At 62.5% G+C, this 16,763-nt stretch carries 18 protein-coding genes and 1 tRNA gene; 3 read left to right on the top strand and 16 right to left on the bottom strand.

From position 1 onward, the window contains the following. Positions 1–55: 55 nt before the first annotated feature. Positions 56–1,120, bottom strand: coding sequence for a Leu/Phe/Val dehydrogenase (locus RAM60_RS03850; RefSeq protein ID WP_369025496.1), 1,065 nt, complete (start codon positions 1,118–1,120; stop codon positions 56–58). 51 nt (positions 1,121–1,171) lie between these two features. Next, a tRNA-His gene (locus tag RAM60_RS03845) sits at positions 1,172–1,248 on the bottom strand. Between the two features lie 183 nt (positions 1,249–1,431). Between RAM60_RS03845 and RAM60_RS03840 the strand changes: the two genes are divergently transcribed. Together RAM60_RS03840 and RAM60_RS03835 are read left to right on the top strand one after the other, a co-directional pair. After that, positions 1,432–2,067, top strand: a complete 636-nt coding sequence (locus RAM60_RS03840; RefSeq protein WP_369025497.1) for a prolyl hydroxylase family protein — start codon at positions 1,432–1,434, stop codon at positions 2,065–2,067. Beyond that, a complete protein-coding gene (locus tag RAM60_RS03835; RefSeq protein WP_369025498.1) occupies positions 2,067–2,384 on the top strand; it encodes a TraR/DksA family transcriptional regulator in 318 nt (105 codons plus the stop codon). Before RAM60_RS03840 ends, RAM60_RS03835 begins: the two co-directional genes overlap by 1 nt. A gap of 66 nt (positions 2,385–2,450) precedes the next feature. Here RAM60_RS03835 and rpmE read toward each other — a convergent pair whose 3' ends face one another. From rpmE to rpsB, 14 genes are all read right to left on the bottom strand, one after another. Then, positions 2,451–2,675, bottom strand: coding sequence for a 50S ribosomal protein L31 (rpmE, locus tag RAM60_RS03830; RefSeq protein WP_200983343.1), 225 nt, complete (start codon positions 2,673–2,675; stop codon positions 2,451–2,453). Positions 2,676–2,769: 94 nt separating this feature from the next. Continuing rightward, positions 2,770–3,228 (bottom strand): 3-hydroxyacyl-ACP dehydratase FabZ, encoded by a 459-nt coding sequence (fabZ, locus tag RAM60_RS03825; RefSeq protein ID WP_200983342.1) that lies wholly within the window; start codon positions 3,226–3,228, stop codon positions 2,770–2,772. A 23-nt stretch (positions 3,229–3,251) separates the two neighbouring features. Further along, positions 3,252–3,929: an OmpH family outer membrane protein gene (locus RAM60_RS03820; protein WP_369025499.1), complete on the bottom strand. Its 678-nt coding sequence runs from the start codon at positions 3,927–3,929 to the stop codon at positions 3,252–3,254. Next, a complete protein-coding gene (bamA, locus tag RAM60_RS03815; RefSeq protein WP_200983339.1) occupies positions 3,929–6,610 on the bottom strand; it encodes an outer membrane protein assembly factor BamA in 2,682 nt (893 codons plus the stop codon). The genes RAM60_RS03820 and bamA overlap by 1 nt, the downstream gene beginning before the upstream one ends. A 170-nt stretch (positions 6,611–6,780) precedes the next feature. Continuing rightward, entirely contained in the window at positions 6,781–7,923 is a 1,143-nt protein-coding gene (rseP, locus tag RAM60_RS03810) for an RIP metalloprotease RseP (RefSeq protein WP_369025500.1), read from the bottom strand. A 1-nt stretch (position 7,924) separates the two neighbouring features. Next, on the bottom strand, positions 7,925–9,073 hold the full coding sequence (gene dxr / locus RAM60_RS03805) for a 1-deoxy-D-xylulose-5-phosphate reductoisomerase (protein ID WP_369026145.1): 1,149 nt from the start codon (positions 9,071–9,073) through the stop codon (positions 7,925–7,927). Then, the gene (locus RAM60_RS03800; RefSeq protein WP_510640194.1) at positions 9,073–9,792 is read right to left on the bottom strand and encodes a phosphatidate cytidylyltransferase; all 720 of its coding nucleotides are present in this window, start codon (positions 9,790–9,792) and stop codon (positions 9,073–9,075) included. The genes dxr and RAM60_RS03800 overlap by 1 nt, the downstream gene beginning before the upstream one ends. Next, complete coding sequence (gene uppS / locus RAM60_RS03795; protein WP_369025502.1) at positions 9,779–10,462, bottom strand: polyprenyl diphosphate synthase; 684 nt, start codon at positions 10,460–10,462, stop codon at positions 9,779–9,781. The genes RAM60_RS03800 and uppS overlap by 14 nt, the downstream gene beginning before the upstream one ends. A gap of 22 nt (positions 10,463–10,484) precedes the next feature. Further along, entirely contained in the window at positions 10,485–11,042 is a 558-nt protein-coding gene (frr, locus tag RAM60_RS03790; RefSeq protein WP_200983333.1) for a ribosome recycling factor, read from the bottom strand. A gap of 28 nt (positions 11,043–11,070) precedes the next feature. After that, the gene (gene pyrH, locus RAM60_RS03785) at positions 11,071–11,787 is read right to left on the bottom strand and encodes a UMP kinase (protein ID WP_200983331.1); all 717 of its coding nucleotides are present in this window, start codon (positions 11,785–11,787) and stop codon (positions 11,071–11,073) included. A gap of 208 nt (positions 11,788–11,995) precedes the next feature. Then, positions 11,996–12,310 (bottom strand): hypothetical protein, encoded by a 315-nt coding sequence (locus RAM60_RS03780; RefSeq protein ID WP_510640192.1) that lies wholly within the window; start codon positions 12,308–12,310, stop codon positions 11,996–11,998. Between the two features lie 187 nt (positions 12,311–12,497). Continuing rightward, a complete protein-coding gene (locus RAM60_RS03775; protein ID WP_369025504.1) occupies positions 12,498–13,550 on the bottom strand; it encodes a right-handed parallel beta-helix repeat-containing protein in 1,053 nt (350 codons plus the stop codon). Positions 13,551–13,795: 245 nt separating this feature from the next. Then, positions 13,796–14,722: a translation elongation factor Ts gene (gene tsf, locus RAM60_RS03770; RefSeq protein WP_369025505.1), complete on the bottom strand. Its 927-nt coding sequence runs from the start codon at positions 14,720–14,722 to the stop codon at positions 13,796–13,798. Positions 14,723–14,833: 111 nt separating this feature from the next. Continuing rightward, positions 14,834–15,586, bottom strand: a complete 753-nt coding sequence (rpsB, locus tag RAM60_RS03765; RefSeq protein ID WP_369025506.1) for a 30S ribosomal protein S2 — start codon at positions 15,584–15,586, stop codon at positions 14,834–14,836. Positions 15,587–15,883: 297 nt separating this feature from the next. On the opposite strand from rpsB, the gene RAM60_RS03760 reads away from it, so the two are divergent. Continuing rightward, positions 15,884–16,651 carry an SIMPL domain-containing protein gene (locus RAM60_RS03760; RefSeq protein WP_369025507.1) on the top strand — a complete coding sequence of 256 codons (768 nt, stop codon included), beginning with the start codon at positions 15,884–15,886 and terminating at the stop codon, positions 16,649–16,651. Positions 16,652–16,763: the final 112 nt, after the last annotated feature.

Genomic DNA, 16,763 nt, shown 5'->3' with positions numbered 1-16,763 from the left:
CCGGGATCGGAAACAATGGCCCAAAGGTCCGGCTCCCCCGCGAAAGGCGGAAAAATTACCGCCCAATGAGCTCCTGCGCCATGCGGTCGGCGACCTGGTCGGGCGACTGCCCAGTGGCATCGCTTTCCTGCCAGATCTGCTCGAGCCGCCCGGGAATCAGTGCGATCCGCTTGCGCACTTCGTTGATGTCGCAGGGTGCCTTGTCGTTGCGGCACAGGTATTCGAGCGTCACGGAGATGATGCCGCCGGCGTTGATGACATAATCGGGCGCATAGAGAATGCCGCGCTTGGCGAGCATGGGGCCGTGTTCGGGGCGCTTGAGCTGGTTGTTCGCACCGCCGGCGACTACCTGGCAGTCGAGGCGCGCGATGCCCTCGTCATCGAGGATGGCGCCCAGCGCATTGGGGCTGAACACGTCACAGGCCACCGACATGATCGCATCGGACGCCGCAGTGTCTGCGCCCAGCTCGGTCGCCAGGGCCTCGGCGCGGTCCATGTGAATGTCGGACAGGGTCAGCCTTGCGCCTTCCCTGGCGAGCAGGCGAGCGACGCCGCCACCGACGCTGCCGGTGCCCTGGATGGCGACATGTACGCCTTCCATGCTGTCCTTGCCCATCTTGTGCTTCACGGCGGCCTTGATGCCGAGGAAGATGCCCAGCGCGGTGAACGGGCCCGGATCGCCGCCCGCAGCATCCTCGCCCTCGACCGGGAGGCCGGAAACGTGTTGCGTGCGCTGGGCAACGGCGGCCATGTCGGCTTCCGAAATGCCCACGTCTTCCGCGGTCACATACTTGCCGCCGAGTGCATCGACGGCGTCGGCAAAGGCCGCCAGCATTTCGGGCGTCTTCGTCTTGTCGGCATCGGCCAGGATCACCGCCTTGCCCCCGCCCATCGGCAGGCCGGCCATGGCGTTCTTGTAGCTCATCCCGCGGCTCAGGCGCAGCGCATCGCGCATCGCGTCCTCGGGGTTGGCGTAGTGCCAGAAGCGGGTGCCGCCGGCACCGGGCCCGAGGTGAGTGGAATGGAGTGCGATTATCGCGGTGAGGCCGCTCTTCGGATCGCGTACGACCTCGACCAGTTCGTGGTCGTCGTAGTCAGCTTCGGTCCAGAATGCCGTCATCGCGCTTAGCCCCGCAATCATGTGTCGGAGCGGTCATAAGGGGGGAGAAAATGGGGCGATCGACGGGGTTCGAACCCGCGACCTCCGGTACCACAAACCGGCGCTCTAACCAACTGAGCTACGATCGCCACATGCCCCCGGAACCGCCCGGGAAGGGGGCCTGATACGCCTCGCGGTGACAGCGTCAACCCGCCCTGCGCAACGGCGCGTGCCTGTTGCACAACACGTTCGAAATGGGAAGTGAAAAAGCGCAGCGGAGGCTTCCGGTGAAACTATCTTTCGCGGCGCGTTGCGCACTATAATCGGACAGCATGACAAGCAGCGGCGAATCTTCGGCAGAGACCCTCCTGTCGCATCCCGGGGTCCAGCGCGTTCCGAGCGACAAGCTGGAACTGTTCCAACTCAAGGACTTCCTGTCCGCCGGCATGTGCACCGACCTCATGGAGCTGATCGACAAGGACCGTCGTCCCTCGACCCTCGCCGATGCCGGGGACGACCATTACTTCCGCACCAGCGAGACCTGCGACCTGTCCGCGGAGGAGCCGCGGGTGAAGGAACTGGAAGAGCTGTTCTTCGCCCTGAACGGCATCGACCCGGCTCATGGCGAGCCGGTTCAGGGCCAACGCTACGCCGTGGGCCAGGAGTTCAAGGCACATTGCGACTATTTCAATCCGGGCGGCGCCGACTGGGTGAAATACTGTTCGGTCGCTGGCCAGCGAACCTGGACTTTCATGATCTATCTCAATGACGTCGATGCCGGCGGTGCTACACGGTTCAAGACGGTCGGCAAGATGTTCCAGCCGGAACGCGGCAAGCTGGTCTGCTGGAACAACCGCCGGCCCGACAAACGTGAGAACCCCAATACGCTCCATCACGGGATGAAGGTGCGCAAAGGGACCAAGTACGTGATCACGAAGTGGTATCGCGAAAAACCGTGGGGATGGTGATGGACGATTATTCGGGAATTAGGGTCAGGCTCGAAGAGAGGCTCGGAGAACTCCTCGAGCGGGTCGAGGACATCGAGGACGATCTGCGTGGCCCTCTCGACGCGGATTTCAGCGAGCAGGCCGTAGACCTTGCCGATGACGAGGCGCTGGAAGGGGTGGATGCAGTCCTGCGCAACGAGATCTCACAGATTCGCATGGCCTTGCAGCGCATGGACAACGGCACTTACGGCACCTGCAGCCAATGCGGGAAGGCGATCTCCCGTGCCCGGCTCGAAGCGCGACCTATCGCGACCCGCTGTATCGACTGCGCCCAGTAGGCGCGCCAAACGAGAATGGGCGGCCCAAACGGACCGCCCTTCCCTGATTTCGAAAGCCCTTGGAGCTTACTTCTTGAGGCTGAGGCCACCGAAGCGCTTGTTGAAGGCTGCGACGCGGCCGCCTTCCTGAAGCTGCTGCTTGCCGCCGGTCCAGGCCGGGTGGCTCGTGGGGTCGATTTCGAGGGCGAGCGTGTCGCCTTCCTTGCCCCAGGTCGAGCGGGTCTGGAATTCGGTACCATCGGTCATCTTGACCGTGATCATGTGATAGTCGGGGTGCCCTTCGGCCTTCATGATATTCGTCCTTCTAGCTTCGGAACGGTTCCGACCGGTCCAGCTGTGAATGGGAAAGGCGCGCGCATAGCGGCGAGCGCCGGGATTGGCAACCTTATTCCGGCGCGTCGGCGATCATCGCGGTGAAGCTGACTTCGCAGGTCACCTTGCCGTCGACCGATGCTTCACCTGCGAACTTGCACACGCGCGCGCGCTTCTGGACGAACTCGGCCTTGAGGTCGAGCAGGCAACCCGGCGTCACGGGCGCACGGAACTTCGCATTCTCGATGGCCATGAAGTAAACGAGCTTGCCAGAACCTGCGAGGCCGAGGCTTTCCACTGCGAGCACACCCGCAGCCTGCGCCAGTGCCTCGATCTGGAGGACGCCAGGCATGATCGGCGCGCCGGGGAAGTGGCCCTGGAAGAAGTCCTCGTTGAAGCTGACCGCCTTGATCGCATGGATGCGCTCGTCGACGACCAGCTCCTTCACCCGGTCGACCAGGAGCAGGGGATAGCGGTGTGGCAGGCGCTTCAGCACCTCCACGACGTCGAAACCGGTGGTTTCCTCGCTCATGCCCTGCCCCCTTCTTGGTCGGATCAGCGGCCGGTCGGCTGCTGCTGTTGCGGCTGCTGGCTCTGCTGCGCGGCAGCTGCCTGCTGCTGGGCAACGCCAACAAGGATCTGCGCCACGGTCTGCTGGGTGGCCAGCGACTCCTGGCGCGGACGCCAGCCTGCCGGCGGGGTGATCTGCACCGAAGGCATGCGCTTGTTGATCACGGCGACGAGCGCGTCGGTGACGTTGACCGAATCAGGTGCCCACTGGATCGCGTCCGGGGTCAGCATGATCTGGATCTTCTTGTCGTTGACGACCTGCTGCTGGACATTGGCGTAGTCGTTGATCAGCTGCTCGATGGCATAGGTCTGGGCAAGAACGATCGGCTGGGTCGTCTGCGCGACCGTCTGTTCCTTCGCCTGCAGCTGGTCGACCGCAGACTTGTTGGCCGTGGCCTCCTGCTGGCTCAGCTGCCCGTCCTTGTTGGTGTCGAGCGTCTGCTGCAGCGTTGCCATTTCCTGGCGCAGCGTACGGATCTGGGCGATCTGCGCGGCATACTGCTGCTCGATCTGCTGGTAGGCGGTGATGCGCGCCTGGGCGCGCACGATCACGGCTTCGGGGCTGCTGGTGGCGATGCCGGCGACCTGCGCCGAAGCAGGGGTAGCAGCAACGGCTGCGGCGGCCAGAACGGCACCGGCAGCGAGTTTGATCTTGGTATTCATCAGAATTGCGTTCCTACGTTGAAGGAGAAGGTCTTGGTGTCGTCACCGACCTGACTCTTAAGGACCTTCGATACATCGATCCTGAACGGACCGAAGGGTGAGTTCCAGTTGACGCCGAAGCCGACCGAAACGCGCGGCGATACGCTGTCGCCGACGAAGACTTCCTTGAAGCCGGCCGCGCGATACTGCGGAGTGTTCGTCGCGCCGCTTGGCGAGATCGGGTTGGTAACCGAAGAGAAGACCTCGTTGCCGCTCGCGTCGGTACCCGACTGCAAATACAGCTGCTGGCCGAGGTCGTTGGTCAGCGGTACGCCGTTCGGGAAATCCTGGAGGATCGGCTCGGTAATGCCGAAAAGCGAGCCGACGTCGACGAAGACCGACGGACGCAGGCCCATCTCGCGCGCACCGCTGCCAAGCGGGATCTCGAGCTCGGCGCGACCGAGGTAATAGGCCCTGCCACCCAGCGAGTCGTCGAGACGGTTCTTGGAATTGAGAGCATCCTCCAGCGCCTGCGGCACGTCGGGCGTTGTCGGATCGTTGTCGTCATCGAAGTACGGCAGGCGCACGATGCGAGGGCCGACGCCCCTAATGTCGAAGCCGCGCATCTGCGGTTCGCCCAGGAAGAAGCGGTTGATCAGGCGAACGTTGTCCGTACCCGGAGTATTGCTGTCCTTCAGACCCTTGATCCAGCCGCCTTCGCCGGCCAGCGAGAAGATGAACCCGCTACCGATGCCCCAGTACTTGGCCAGGCGTGCGCGGCTGCGCAGGTAACGTTCCGAGCCGCCAAGGCCGGCGAATTCGGTCGTCCAGCTGATCGTCTCGCCGCGCGTGGGACGCAGGCGGCTGTCGAGCGTGTCGTAGTTAAGGGTCAGACCGACGATCGAGCTCGAACGCTTGCCGATTGCCTCGCACAGGAAGCGGCTGGCCTTGGTCGGATCGCACGCGCCGTTGGTGAAGAACTCGTTCCCGAGCGACACGTCGTCGTAGTTGAAAGTGTAGCTTCCGACGGCCGACATGTATTCGGTCAATGGCACGCCCGCGCGCAGCGAAAGGCCGGTGGTGGCCTGCTTGTACGTCGTGTTGCGCTGGTTGTTGCGGAAGTTGAAGCTGTTGAGATCGCGGCGGTAGATGTCCACGCCAGCCGAAATATTGCGGTCGAACACATAGGGTTCGGTGAAGCTGACCTGGGCCGACTTCGAATAGCGCGAGTAGTTGAGGCTTAGGCCAACTGTCTGACCACGGCCGCGGAAGTTGCGCTGCTGGATCGAGCCGGCGAGGATGAAGCTTTCAAGCGAACTGAAGCCGGCCGACAGCTGCAACTGGCCGGTAGCCTGCTCCTCGACATTGGCTTCGAGAACAATGCGGTCGGGCTGGCTGCCCTCGACCTGGTTGATCTCGAAGTTTTCCTGGAAATAGCCCAGCGAGTTGATGCGCGAGGTCGAACGCTTGACCGCCAGCGAATTGAAGGCATCGCCCTCGGCCACACGGAATTCGCGGCGCAGGACCTTGTCCTGGGTCAGCGTGTTTCCGTTGACGTCGATCCGCTCGACATAGACGCGTGGCGCTTCGCGGAGGACGAACTGGACCGACATGGTCTTGTCGTCCGGATTGCGCGAGAAATTCGGCGAGACGTCGGCAAAGGCGTAGCCAAAGGTTCCGGCCAGTTCGGTCAACTGCTCGACCGTGTCCTCGACCTGCTTGGCATCGTACCAGTCGCCGGTCTTCATCGGCAGACGCGTCGACATCGCCTTGCTGTCGAAATCGCGGATCTGGCTGTCGACCGAGACGTCGGCGAACTTGTAGCGTTCCCCTTCCTCGACGACGTAGGTGATGATGAAGTCCTTCTTGTCCGGCGTCAGCTCTGCGACCGCCGAAACCACGCGGAAGTCGGCATAGCCTTCGGTCAGATAGAACTGGCGCAGGAGCTGCTGGTCATAGGCGAGGCGGTCCGGGTCATAGCTGGTGTTCGAGCTGAAGAAGCTCGTCAGGCGCGCCTGCTTCGTCAGCATTTCGCCACGCAGTTCGCCGTCGGAGAACTTCTCGTTGCCGATGATATTGATCTGCCGGACCTTGGACTTGGGCCCTTCGTTGATCTCGAAGACGATATCGACGCGGTTCTGGCTCAGCTCGACCATCTTCGGCTCGACAGTGGCGGCGAAACGGCCCTGACGCTTGTAGAGCTCGATGATGCGGGTCACGTCCGCACGGACCTTCGAACGAGTGAATATCTGTCGCGGCGAGAGCTTGATCTCGGGCAGGATCTTGTCGACCTTGAGGCGCTTGTTGCCCTCGATAATGATCCGGTTGACCACCGGGTTTTCGACGATCGTGATGACCACGTTGCCGTCATTGTTGACCACGCTGGCGTTGGAGAACAGTTCGGTCGCGTAAAGGTCCTTCAGGACCTGGTCACCGACCGCCTGGCTCCACACGTCGCCCGGGCGCAACCGGATGTAGGACAGGATCGTCTGCGGCTCGAGACGCTGTGCACCGGCCACGGCTATCGTGCGCACCACTTCGGACTGGGCGGCTGGGGCGGCCTGCGCCGCAGCGGCATCGGTTGCTTCCTGCGCCATTGCCGCCTGCGGGATACCGGCCAGCATGGTGCCGGCAAGCAGGCTGATCGCCAGCCGCGCGCAGGGGGTGGAACGTCGCGTGGCGGCAGTTGCAAAGTCAGTCATCGACAAGGAGTTTCCCGTCCTCGAAACAATATTCAGAACCGGCTGTTGCTACCCGATCCGGCAAAGAGCCCGCCGCACCCGGGGAAGCTCGACCGTCCCCTGCCCGATGCGCACTCGCCAATCAAGCATTGCTACAGTGAATTGCCGGTTCTCGCGCTCCCTTTCCCCGGCTATTTCCCGAAGATCGGGAGGCCAGCCAGGTCGTTCACCGTGACGAACACCATCAGCATGAGCACGAGGGCCACGCCGGCGCGGTACGCCACTTCCTGACCGCGCGGGCCGACCGGCTTCCGGCGGACCGCTTCAGCCGCGTAGAAAGCCAGGTGCCCGCCGTCGAGGGCCGGGATTGGCAGGAGGTTGATGAATGCCAAATTAAGCGAAATCAGCGCCGCGAAGTTGATGAAGGCGAGCGCCCCCATGCTCAACTGCTCGCCGGAAAACTTCGCGATTTTTACCGGCCCGCCAAGTTCCTTGACCGAGCGTTCGCCATTGATGATCTGGCCCATTCCGGTGATCATCATTTCGACGATGCCTCGCGAATGGTCGACTGCAAGTCCGACGCTCGCGACGATGCCTTGCGGCACATACTGGTAGTCGACTGCCTTGGCCTGAATTCCGACGAGCCCTATGCGCGAGGTATTGCCGAACTGGTCGGTGATCTCGCGGCTCGCTGCGGTCACTTCAAAATGGCGCTCGCTTCCGTCGCGCATCACTGCGAAATCGAGGGTGCGTCCCGGGAACATCAGCACCGCATCCTGGAGATCCCGGAAACCCCGCATCTGCTTGCCATCCACCGCGACGATCCGGTCCCCGATCTCAAGGCCCGCTTGTTGCGCGGCCGAACCTTGCGCAAACTCGGCAATTGTCAGCTGCTGGTCCGCGTTGGCCGGTACCGGCTTGCCGTAAAAGGCGAAGAAGCTCGCAAAAATAGCGAGGGTAAGAATGATGTTCGTCGCAGGCCCTGCAAAAACGATCAGCGCGCGCTTCCAAAGGGCTGCGTGGTGGAAGCTCCCTTCCCGCTCATCCGCCTCCGCTTTGGCGATAGCCTCGGCATCGGGGATGCTGGCCGGGTTCATGTCGCCCTTGAACTGGACATACCCGCCCAAGGGAATGGCCGCGAGCTTCCAGCGCGTCCCACGTTTGTCGGTGAAGCCCCAGATTTCCTTGCCGAAACCGACCGAGAACGCTTCCGCCTGAACACCGAACCAGCGACCGACAATGTAGTGACCCAACTCGTGAACGGTCACCAGCGGCCCCAGCAGCAACGGGAAGCCGATGACGTAATACAGCCAAAGGGGAATAGTGCTTTCCAAGTCAGGCGAGCTCCAGCAATTCGTTCGCGCGTTTGCGCGCACTCCCATCAACGCCCAGAACCTCTTCTAGGGTCCGCGGCGGGTCAGGCAATTGCCCTTCCGAGAGCACGCGCTCCACCAATAGGGGAATGCGGCTGAATGCAATCTTACGCTCGAGGAAGGCCGCAACCGCGATTTCGTTTGCGGCATTGAGTATTGCCGGCGCCGCGCCGCCCGCCTGCGCCGCCTCGCGCGCAAGGCGTGTCGCAGGAAACCGCACCTCGTCGGGTGCGAAGAAGCTGAGTTCACCTATGGCCGCCAGGTCGAGGGGTGCCATGGGCGTATCCATGCGCAGCGGCCATGCGAGGCACGACGCGATGGGCACGCGCATGTCCGAAGGCCCAAGCTGGGCCAGGGTAGAGCCGTCGCGATATTCGACCATCGAATGGATTACGCTCTGCGGATGCACGACGATGCGAATGCGATCGAGGCCCACCGGAAACAGATGATGCGCCTCAATCAGTTCGAGGCCCTTGTTGAACATGGTTGCGCTGTCGACGCTAATCTTGGCGCCCATGTCCCAATTGGGGTGGGCGATTGCCTGTTCCGGCGTCACCGCGTCGAGATTTTCAACCAGCCGGAGCGGCCCGCCGCTGGCAGTGAGCGTGATCGAGCGCACATCTTCGATACGATTGCCGGACAGGCACTGGAATATCGCGTTGTGTTCGGAATCGACCGGTAGCAGCGTGGCGCCGTGACTCTTCACGGCTTCGGTCATGACCTCGCCCGCCGAGACCAGTGCCTCCTTGTTTGCCAGTGCGATTGTTCCACCCTGCTCGATCGCGGCCATCACCGGGCCCAGCCCTGCACAGCCCACGATCGCGGCGACGGTCATGTCTACCGGGCGCGATGCGGCCTCGCATAGCGCTGCTCGGCCACCTGCCGCCTCGATCCCGCTGCCGGCCAAAGCGGCGCGCAGCTCGTCGAGCCGCGTCTCGTCGGCGATAACCGCCACCTCAGCGTCGAATTCGCGGGCCATCGCAGCAAGAGCCGCAACATTGGAATGGGCGGTGAGCGCCACGACCTTCCATTCTTCGCGATTGCGCCGCACAAGGTCGAGCGTCTGCTCGCCCACCGAACCTGTCGCGCCGAGAATGGAAATCGAACGGATCACGAAATTCCGCGCACCAGAAGTCCGGCCAGGATGACGACCGGGATCATGCCGTCGGTTCGATCAAAGAAGCCGCCATGACCCGGAATGAGATTCGAGCTGTCCTTCACGCCAGCCTTGCGCTTGAGCCAGCTCTCGAAGAAGTCGCCCGCCTGAGCTGCTACCGCGACCAGCAGGCCGATCCCGAGAATCTGGAGCATCTCCTGCGGCTCGAACCCTAGCGTCTTGTCACCTGAAATGGCGTGCGCAACCACGTAGACCCAGCCACCGACCCACAGTGTCGCCCCAATGACCGCTCCCAGCAGGCCTGCCCAGGTTTTCGACGGGCTGATCGCAGGCGCGATCTTCGGTCCGCCTAACGTGCGACCGGTAAAATATGCGAAGGTGTCGACGAAGATCACCGCGCCAACGACCGCGACCACCATGGGGACCGGCATCTTAGTGAGCATGAAGCCGGCGATACCGACATAGGCGACCCCGGCGGCGACACCGAGAATTCGCAGCGGCAGGCTCGCCGTCGCCTTCAGCACCAGCATCACGAACTCGAACAACGTCGTAGCCACAACGGCGACGATGAAGATGTCGAGCCACGGATCACCGGCCTTGAGCGCCCCGATGGCAAGGCCCAGCATCACGACAGCCGAGACAATCCGAACCGGAAGGTCGGCGTTCTTTCTCGCGGGAGCCGCAGGCTCCGCCATTACCTCAACGTCCGCCAAATCGCCTCTCCCGGTTGGCAAAGTCATCGAGCGCGGCGCGCAGGTGATCCGGAGTGAAGTCGGGCCACAGCACGTCGGTGAATATCATTTCCGCATAGGCCGCCTGCCACAAGAGAAAATTGCTCAGGCGCACCTCTCCGCTGGTGCGGATCAGCAGGTCGAGCGGCGGCAGGTCGGCGGTAAACAGGTGGCGCGCGATGGCCGCCTCGTCGATTGCGCCCTCGGCCGCCGCCAGCCTCGCCGCGCGGGCAATCTCGGCATGCGATCCGTAGTTGAGCGCCACTGCCAGCGTGCGCGACCCGTGCGCGGTCTGCGCCAACGCATCCTCGAGCATTTCGACGATATCGGGTGCAAGTCCCTGCCAGTCGCCAATAATAGCCAGCTTGACGTCGTTGGCGATAAATTCGGGCAGGTCGGATTTGATGAACTTGCGCATCAGGTTCATCAGGTCGTCGACCTCGTCCTCGGGCCGCTTCCAGTTCTCCGAACTGAAGGCATAGAGCGTCAGGCACTCGATCGAGGTGTCCTTGAGCGAACGGACGAGCTCGCGCACCGCCTCCACGCCCTTGCGGTGGCCCATGGCGCGCGGCAGGTGCTTGCGCTTCGCCCAGCGGCCGTTGCCATCCATGATGATGGCAACATGCCGGGCCTGTTGGCCTTCGCCGCTCATTCTCGTCCCCGGCCCCGATCCCCTACTGGGTCAGGATTTCCTTTTCCTTGGCCTGCGCGGCCTGCTCGGCCTCGCCGACATACTTGTCGGTCAGCTTCTGGACCTCGTCCTCCGACCGCTTGCGGTCGTCTTCGGAGATTTCCTTCTTCTTCTCGTCTTCCTTGAGCGCTTCCATGCCGTCGCGGCGGACGTTGCGGATCGCGATCTTCGCCTGTTCGGCATACTGGCCGGCCAGCTTTGCCAGATCCTTGCGGCGCTCTTCGGTCAGGTCCGGCATCGGCAGGCGCAGCGTCTGGCCGTCGATCATTGGGTTCAGGCCGAGGTTCGCCTTGGCGATGCCCTTCTCGACCGCGATCAGGTTCGACTTGTCCCACACCTGCACGCTGAGCATGCGCGGCTCGGGTGCCGAGACAGTGGCGACCTGGTTCAGCGGCATCATCGCGCCGTAAACCTCGACCACGACGGGATCGAGCAGGCTGGTGTTGGCGCGGCCGGTGCGCAGGCCCGAAAGGTCGCCTTTCAGGCTTTCGACGGCACCGTTCATGCGGCGCTCGATGTCGGCTTTGTCGTACTTGGCCATGTCAGGCTTCCTCTTGTCTTCGTATCGTTCAGTTCTGGACGACCGTCTGCGTACCCTCGCCCGCGATGACCCGGGCAAGATTGCCCTTCTCGCGGATCGAGAAGACGACGATCGGAATATTGTTGTCGCGGCACAGGGCGACGGCGCTGGCGTCCATGACCTTGAGGTCGTCTGCCAGGACCTTGCTGTAAGTCACGGTTTCGAAGCGCTTTGCTTCGGAATTCTTCTTGGGGTCGCTATCATAGACTCCGTCGACGCTGGTGCCCTTGAGCAGCGCATCGCACTTCATCTCCGCCGCACGCAGCGCAGCGCCACTGTCGGTGGTGAAATAGGGAGCGCCCACACCGGCGGCGAAGATGACCACGCGACCCTTTTCGAGGTGGCGTTCGGCACGGCGACGGATCACCGGTTCGCACACCTGGTCCATCTGCAGAGCGCTCTGCACGCGGGTCTGGACGCCAAGCTGTTCGAGCGCGTTCTGCATCGCCAGCGCGTTCATGACGGTGGCGAGCATGCCCATGTAGTCGGCCTGCGCGCGGTCCATGCCCTGCGCCGCCCCGGCCATGCCGCGGAAGATGTTACCGCCGCCGATGACGAGGCAGATTTCGAGCCCTGTATCCTTCGCTGCCTTCACTTCCTTGGCCAGTTCCATGACGAATGCCGGGTCGATCCCGAACTGCTGGTCGCCCATGAGCACCTCGCCCGAAAGCTTGAGCAGGACGCGTTTCATCGAAGATACGGGCATGGAGGCTTAAGAATCCGTGTTGCGACGTGGGATGCGGCTCCTTAGCGGCGAAGGGGACAGGGCGCAAAGGGAAAGCCAGAAGACCTCCAACAGGGCAATGAGGCACGCGGCTGCTTTTGGGGCCAATCAAGCAGATTTAAGTCTAACCACCTTTGGGTGGGAAGCGGACAGCAACTAATGTTTGGGTGTATCCGGCGCGGGGCCACGGTTAGTCCTTGCGGCGCCTTTTTGCCGCTGAGGTCGCGCTTTCCGTCGTCCAATACTCCTTGGACAACTTGAACTTGCCTTCTTTGTCGAAAGTCTCGTCGGCCTCGCCTGTCGCCGTTCTCATCATGAGCCACCAGCGCCACATGACGAATGACGTCCACACTGCGAACCAGACCCACGCGATTGTGACCAGCGCTTTGCTCTCAATCACCATTGAAAGCAGGGCTGGTAGCATCGCGGGCAATGGCAAGACACGCCAAGTTGAACCCTGCCATGACCTGTCAACGCAGTCTCGGATCGTTGCGTAGAAGCTCATCGGTCTAACTCTCCGCAGCATCGCGTTTTTCGTCCCGAGGATGGCGACAATTTTGAATGTCCGCAATCGAGGCGTTCCGGGAGTGTCGGCCCAATCTCCACAAACAGCCGAAAGCCGACACAATCCTCGATTTGGGATAAGTGGATTTCCTACGCCAGACCCGCTCGTCAGCCTTGCATCGGCACTTTCAGCTATCGAGCGATGCGCAGCCCCGGGCAGTGCAAGCGCGGTTGTCTCGCAGTTGCGGACGCCCTCGATCGGGGATGCGGGCCAGATCGACCACCGCAGCGATCATTTCGCCATTAAACTCATTTCCGGAAATGCGGTTGCCCGTCATTTCGGTCCAAGACTTCGATCGCACGTGTTGCTGGTAGAGGAATGGCTTCGTCCCCCGGGACAGGAAAACCATGTTGTTCGTCACAAGATTGTCGTGACCGCCATGGATCTGGAAAGCGTAGCTTCCCCGGCCCTCGATACGGTTGCCACGGACGGTCACGTTGGATGCCCAATCGTCGAGGTAGATACCCCTGCCCTTGGCCGAAGGCGGGCCGAAATCGCGCACATCATTGTCGGCGATGAGCGTGCCGCGGCTGCTGCGTCCACGATCGTTGATGTAAATAGCACCGCAATCGGCAATGACGCGGCAAGTCTGTTCGACGCGGTTGCCGGCAATGACGATATTGCTGACATCGGAATTGCTGTTCGTATCGACCTGGATGCCGGCGTAGTCGGCGCCCTTCACGCGATTGCGTTCCACGATAGCGCCAGTCACGTTGCCGGTCAGATGAATGGCGCCCTGGCTCCACCCGTTGCTGCGCGTTTCCAGAATGCGGTTTTCGCGGATTGTCACTCCGCGTGCGTCCGTCACGAAGATGCCGCGCTGCGGAAATCCATTGATGGTGAGGCCCGAGATGCGTGCCCGATCTGCCTTGACGACGATAGCTGCGGCAGCGCCACCCGAGGTGAGCACTGCCGGTCGATCGGCGCTCGATACGAGAGTTACATTCCGCAATCCGCGCTCGATGACGATCGGATCGGCAAGGCGGAACTGGCCCGACAGGACAACCGTGACTGGAAGTCCGGAACGGCCTGCCAGCGCCATCGCCTTTGCGGGCGTGCGTAGCGCTTCGCCGGGCGACATGCCGGACCGTGAATCACTGCCGTTTGCGTCGACGTAAATCGTCGCTTCCGCCTGTCCGGCCTGGGCGCCATTCACGCTACCGAGCGCAGCAAGCGCCACCAGTGGTATACTTGCAAAAGGCTTCCCGTTCCGGCGCTTGCCGGATGCGTCGGGCTTGGGAGAAACTCGCTTTGTCATGAGCCCCGATTACAGGCCAAGGGCTGCAGGTAAGCTGAATTCGTCGACCGCTCGCCGTTAATGTTGGGAACTCTCTCGATGAACGAAGCGGAGAATGCGGCCCCAATGCGAAAAAGGCCGCCGAACCGAAGTTCGGCGGCCCTTGTTCTTGAGGAAGCGCTAGTCGCTTAGCCGGCGACGGCAGCGGCGACTTCGGCGGCGAAGTCGCTCTCTTCCTTCTCGATGCCTTCGCCCAGCTGGAAACGGACGTAGTCCACCAGCTCGACCTTGGCGCCGACGTCCTTGGCAGCCTGCTCGACGACCTGCGAAATCGGGGTCTTGTTGTCGATGACATAGACCTGGCTCAGCAAGGCGTTTTCCTTGGCGTACTTGTTGACCGCGCCGTCGACCATCTTGGCCTGGACTTCAGCCGGCTTGCCGCTTTCGGCAGCCTTTTCGGCAGCGATCTTGCGCTCGCGGTCGAGCACTTCGCTGTCAAGGCCTTCGGCGGTCAGCGCCTGCGGGAAAGCAGCAGCGATGTGCATGCCGAGCTTCTTGCCGAGTTCGGCCAGCTTGTCCTTGTCGCCTTCGCTCTCGAGAGCGACGAGCACGCCGATCTTGCCGAGGTCCGAAGCGACCGCATTGTGGATGTAGGGAACCACGACGCCGTCGGTGACCGAGACGGTCTTGATGCGGCGGATCTGCTGGTTCTCGCCGATCGTCGCGACGTTGTCGGTCAGCTTGTCGCCGACGGTGCCGCCGGTCGGGTAAGCAGCAGCCTTGAGCGTGTCGACGTCGTCACCGGCGGTGCCGAGCGCGACCTGCGTGGTCTTGCGCACGAAGTCCTGGAACTGGTCGTTCTTCGCGACGAAGTCGGTTTCCGAGTTCACTTCGACGGCAACGCCCTTGGTGCCTTCGACGGCAACGCCGACGAGGCCTTCGGCCGCAGTGCGGCTCGACTTCTTCTGGGCGGTGGCGAGGCCCTTCGCACGCAGCGCGTCGACAGCGGCTTCGATGTCGCCATTCGCACCTTCGAGCGCCTTCTTGGCGTCCATCATGCCCGCGCCGGTCTTTTCGCGCAGGGCCTTCACGTCAGCGGCAGTGAATGCAGCCATGGTATTCTTCCTTCTTGAATTAATGTGCGGGCACCGGGCCAGCTGTGGAGCGGCCCGGCGCGTAGCTTCGCATTGTGACAGGCGCGCGTAGGCACCCGTCCAAAGTCAGGCTCAGGCCTCGACGCTCTCTTCCGGCGGATTTTCCATCGCACCGACGTCGGCACCCGAATCCTGGATGCCTTCGCCACGGCCGCTCTTGGCAGCGTTGGCAATCGCATCGCAGTACAGCTTGATGGCGCGGGCGGCGTCATCATTGCCCGGGATCGGGAAGGCGATGCCTTCGGGATCGACGTTGGTGTCGAGAACCGCGACCACCGGGATGCCGAGAACGTTGGCTTCCTTGATGGCGAGGTCTTCCATGTTGGCGTCGATCACGAACATCACGTCCGGAATGCCGCCCATGTTGCGGATGCCGCCGAGCGACATTTCGAGCTTGTCCCGCTTGCGGTTCAGGTCGAGCACTTCCTTCTTGGTCAGGCCCGCAGTGTCACCGGCAAGGCGCTCGTCGAGCGTCTTGAGGTACTTGATGCGTTCGCTGATGGTCTTCCAGTTGGTGAGCATGCCGCCCAGCCAGCGGTGGTTGACGAAGTGCTGGCCCGAAGCGAGCGCGGCTTCGCGGATCGCGTCCTGCGCCTGGCGCTTGGTACCGACGAACAGCACCTTGCCGCCCGAACGTGCGGTCTGCTGCACGAAGTCGAGCGCGCGCGCGAACAGCGGCACGGTCTGCGACAGGTCGATGATGTGGATGCCGTTGCGCGCGCCGAAGATGTACGGCTTCATGCGCGGGTTCCAACGGTGGGTCTGGTGGCCGAAGTGTGCGCCGGCCTCGATCAATTGCTGCATAGTGACGGTAGGAGCCGCCATAATCATATTCCTTTCCGGTTATGCCTCTGGAAAGCTGGAACCCGAGTTGCGGAGTATCCCGCGACGGGCACCGGTATGAGCGCCTTCCATGTGGATTTTCGCCGCTCGTCCGGCCGCAAAAAACCGGCCGACCTGACTGCGAAGGCGGCCCCTTAGCGCCCCTCGGGGGGAAATACCATCGAAAAATGCCTGCTCCGGGGCATCGGCGGTGATCGCAGTAATACTCCGTTCATCTACAGAATTGCACAGTTCATCGCAGTTGGTCGCGATGAGGCGACGACCGTTAGGGAGGTTGGCATGACAGAGCAAAGTGGGTTCTTTTCGGATTTCGCGCGCAACAACCGGATCGCTTTCCTCGGCGGCAGCCTGATCCTTGCTCTCGGCATGACGGCGGGATCGGTAGCCCTGGCGAGGGGCATGGTGAGCATGAAGCGTGCCGACCGCGAAGTTACCGTACGCGGTGTGGCGCAGCGTAACGTTACTGCAAATCGCGCGTCCTGGTCGGTGGGTTATTCCGAAAGCGCCTATACCCTCGCCGATGCCCTCGCCGCGGTCGATCGCGACACCACGATGATCCGCACCTATCTCGCCAAGCACAGCTTCAAGGGTGAGCAGACCACCCCTAGCAGCGCCAGCATCTCGGTTTCCGACGAATACATCAACGGCAAGACGACTGGACGGAAGGTCTATTCGGTCAGTCGCGCCATCGGATTCGACACCGAGAATGTCGCCGGCGTGGGCGCGATCGAGGCGAACAAGGACGAATTGGCGCAGGCCGGACTGGTCGTCGACAGCACGAATGCCAGCTACGAATATACCGAGCTCGACAAGGTGAAGCCCGAGATGATTGCCGCCGCGACCAAGGATGCTCGCCGAGCGGCCGAAAAGTTCGCCAATGATTCGGGCTCGTCGGTCGGTGGCATCAAGACCGCAACGCAGGGCTACTTTTCCGTTTCAAGTCGCGAATCGGGTAGCAGCGACGGGGACTACGGCGGATCGAGCACGGCGAGCAGCCCCGACCAGCGGGTGCGCGTGGTGACGACGATCGATTATTACCTCGATTAGGCGGATTTGCGGGGAATTCGGGCCGGATTCCCCCTTTCGCGCAATGTCGGTGTCAACGGTTTGACGACAAATACGCGCAACCGGTCGCGAAAAGCGCTTGACATGGGAGAAC

It is taken from the genome of Qipengyuania sp. RANM35, assembly GCF_041021145.2.
GTDB lineage: Bacteria > Pseudomonadota > Alphaproteobacteria > Sphingomonadales > Sphingomonadaceae > Qipengyuania > Qipengyuania soli.
This window is presented reverse-complemented; position numbering and strand designations above follow the sequence as displayed.

Excerpts from the sequence above, each read along its gene's own strand:
- RAM60_RS03850 (WP_369025496.1), bottom strand. The coding sequence starts at position 1,120 with ATGACGGCATTCTGGACCGAAGCTGACTACGACGACCACGAACTGGTC.
- RAM60_RS03840 (WP_369025497.1), top strand. The coding sequence starts at position 1,432 with ATGACAAGCAGCGGCGAATCTTCGGCAGAGACCCTCCTGTCGCATCCC.
- RAM60_RS03835 (WP_369025498.1), top strand. The coding sequence starts at position 2,067 with ATGGACGATTATTCGGGAATTAGGGTCAGGCTCGAAGAGAGGCTCGGA.
- rpmE (WP_200983343.1), bottom strand. The coding sequence starts at position 2,675 with ATGAAGGCCGAAGGGCACCCCGACTATCACATGATCACGGTCAAGATG.
- fabZ (WP_200983342.1), bottom strand. The coding sequence starts at position 3,228 with ATGAGCGAGGAAACCACCGGTTTCGACGTCGTGGAGGTGCTGAAGCGC.
- RAM60_RS03820 (WP_369025499.1), bottom strand. The coding sequence starts at position 3,929 with ATGAATACCAAGATCAAACTCGCTGCCGGTGCCGTTCTGGCCGCCGCA.
- bamA (WP_200983339.1), bottom strand. The coding sequence starts at position 6,610 with ATGACTGACTTTGCAACTGCCGCCACGCGACGTTCCACCCCCTGCGCG.
- uppS (WP_369025502.1), bottom strand. The coding sequence starts at position 10,462 with ATGAGCGGCGAAGGCCAACAGGCCCGGCATGTTGCCATCATCATGGAT.
- frr (WP_200983333.1), bottom strand. The coding sequence starts at position 11,042 with ATGGCCAAGTACGACAAAGCCGACATCGAGCGCCGCATGAACGGTGCC.
- pyrH (WP_200983331.1), bottom strand. The coding sequence starts at position 11,787 with ATGCCCGTATCTTCGATGAAACGCGTCCTGCTCAAGCTTTCGGGCGAG.
- RAM60_RS03780 (WP_510640192.1), bottom strand. The coding sequence starts at position 12,310 with ATGAGCTTCTACGCAACGATCCGAGACTGCGTTGACAGGTCATGGCAG.
- tsf (WP_369025505.1), bottom strand. The coding sequence starts at position 14,722 with ATGGCTGCATTCACTGCCGCTGACGTGAAGGCCCTGCGCGAAAAGACC.
- rpsB (WP_369025506.1), bottom strand. The coding sequence starts at position 15,586 with ATGGCGGCTCCTACCGTCACTATGCAGCAATTGATCGAGGCCGGCGCA.
- RAM60_RS03760 (WP_369025507.1), top strand. The coding sequence starts at position 15,884 with ATGACAGAGCAAAGTGGGTTCTTTTCGGATTTCGCGCGCAACAACCGG.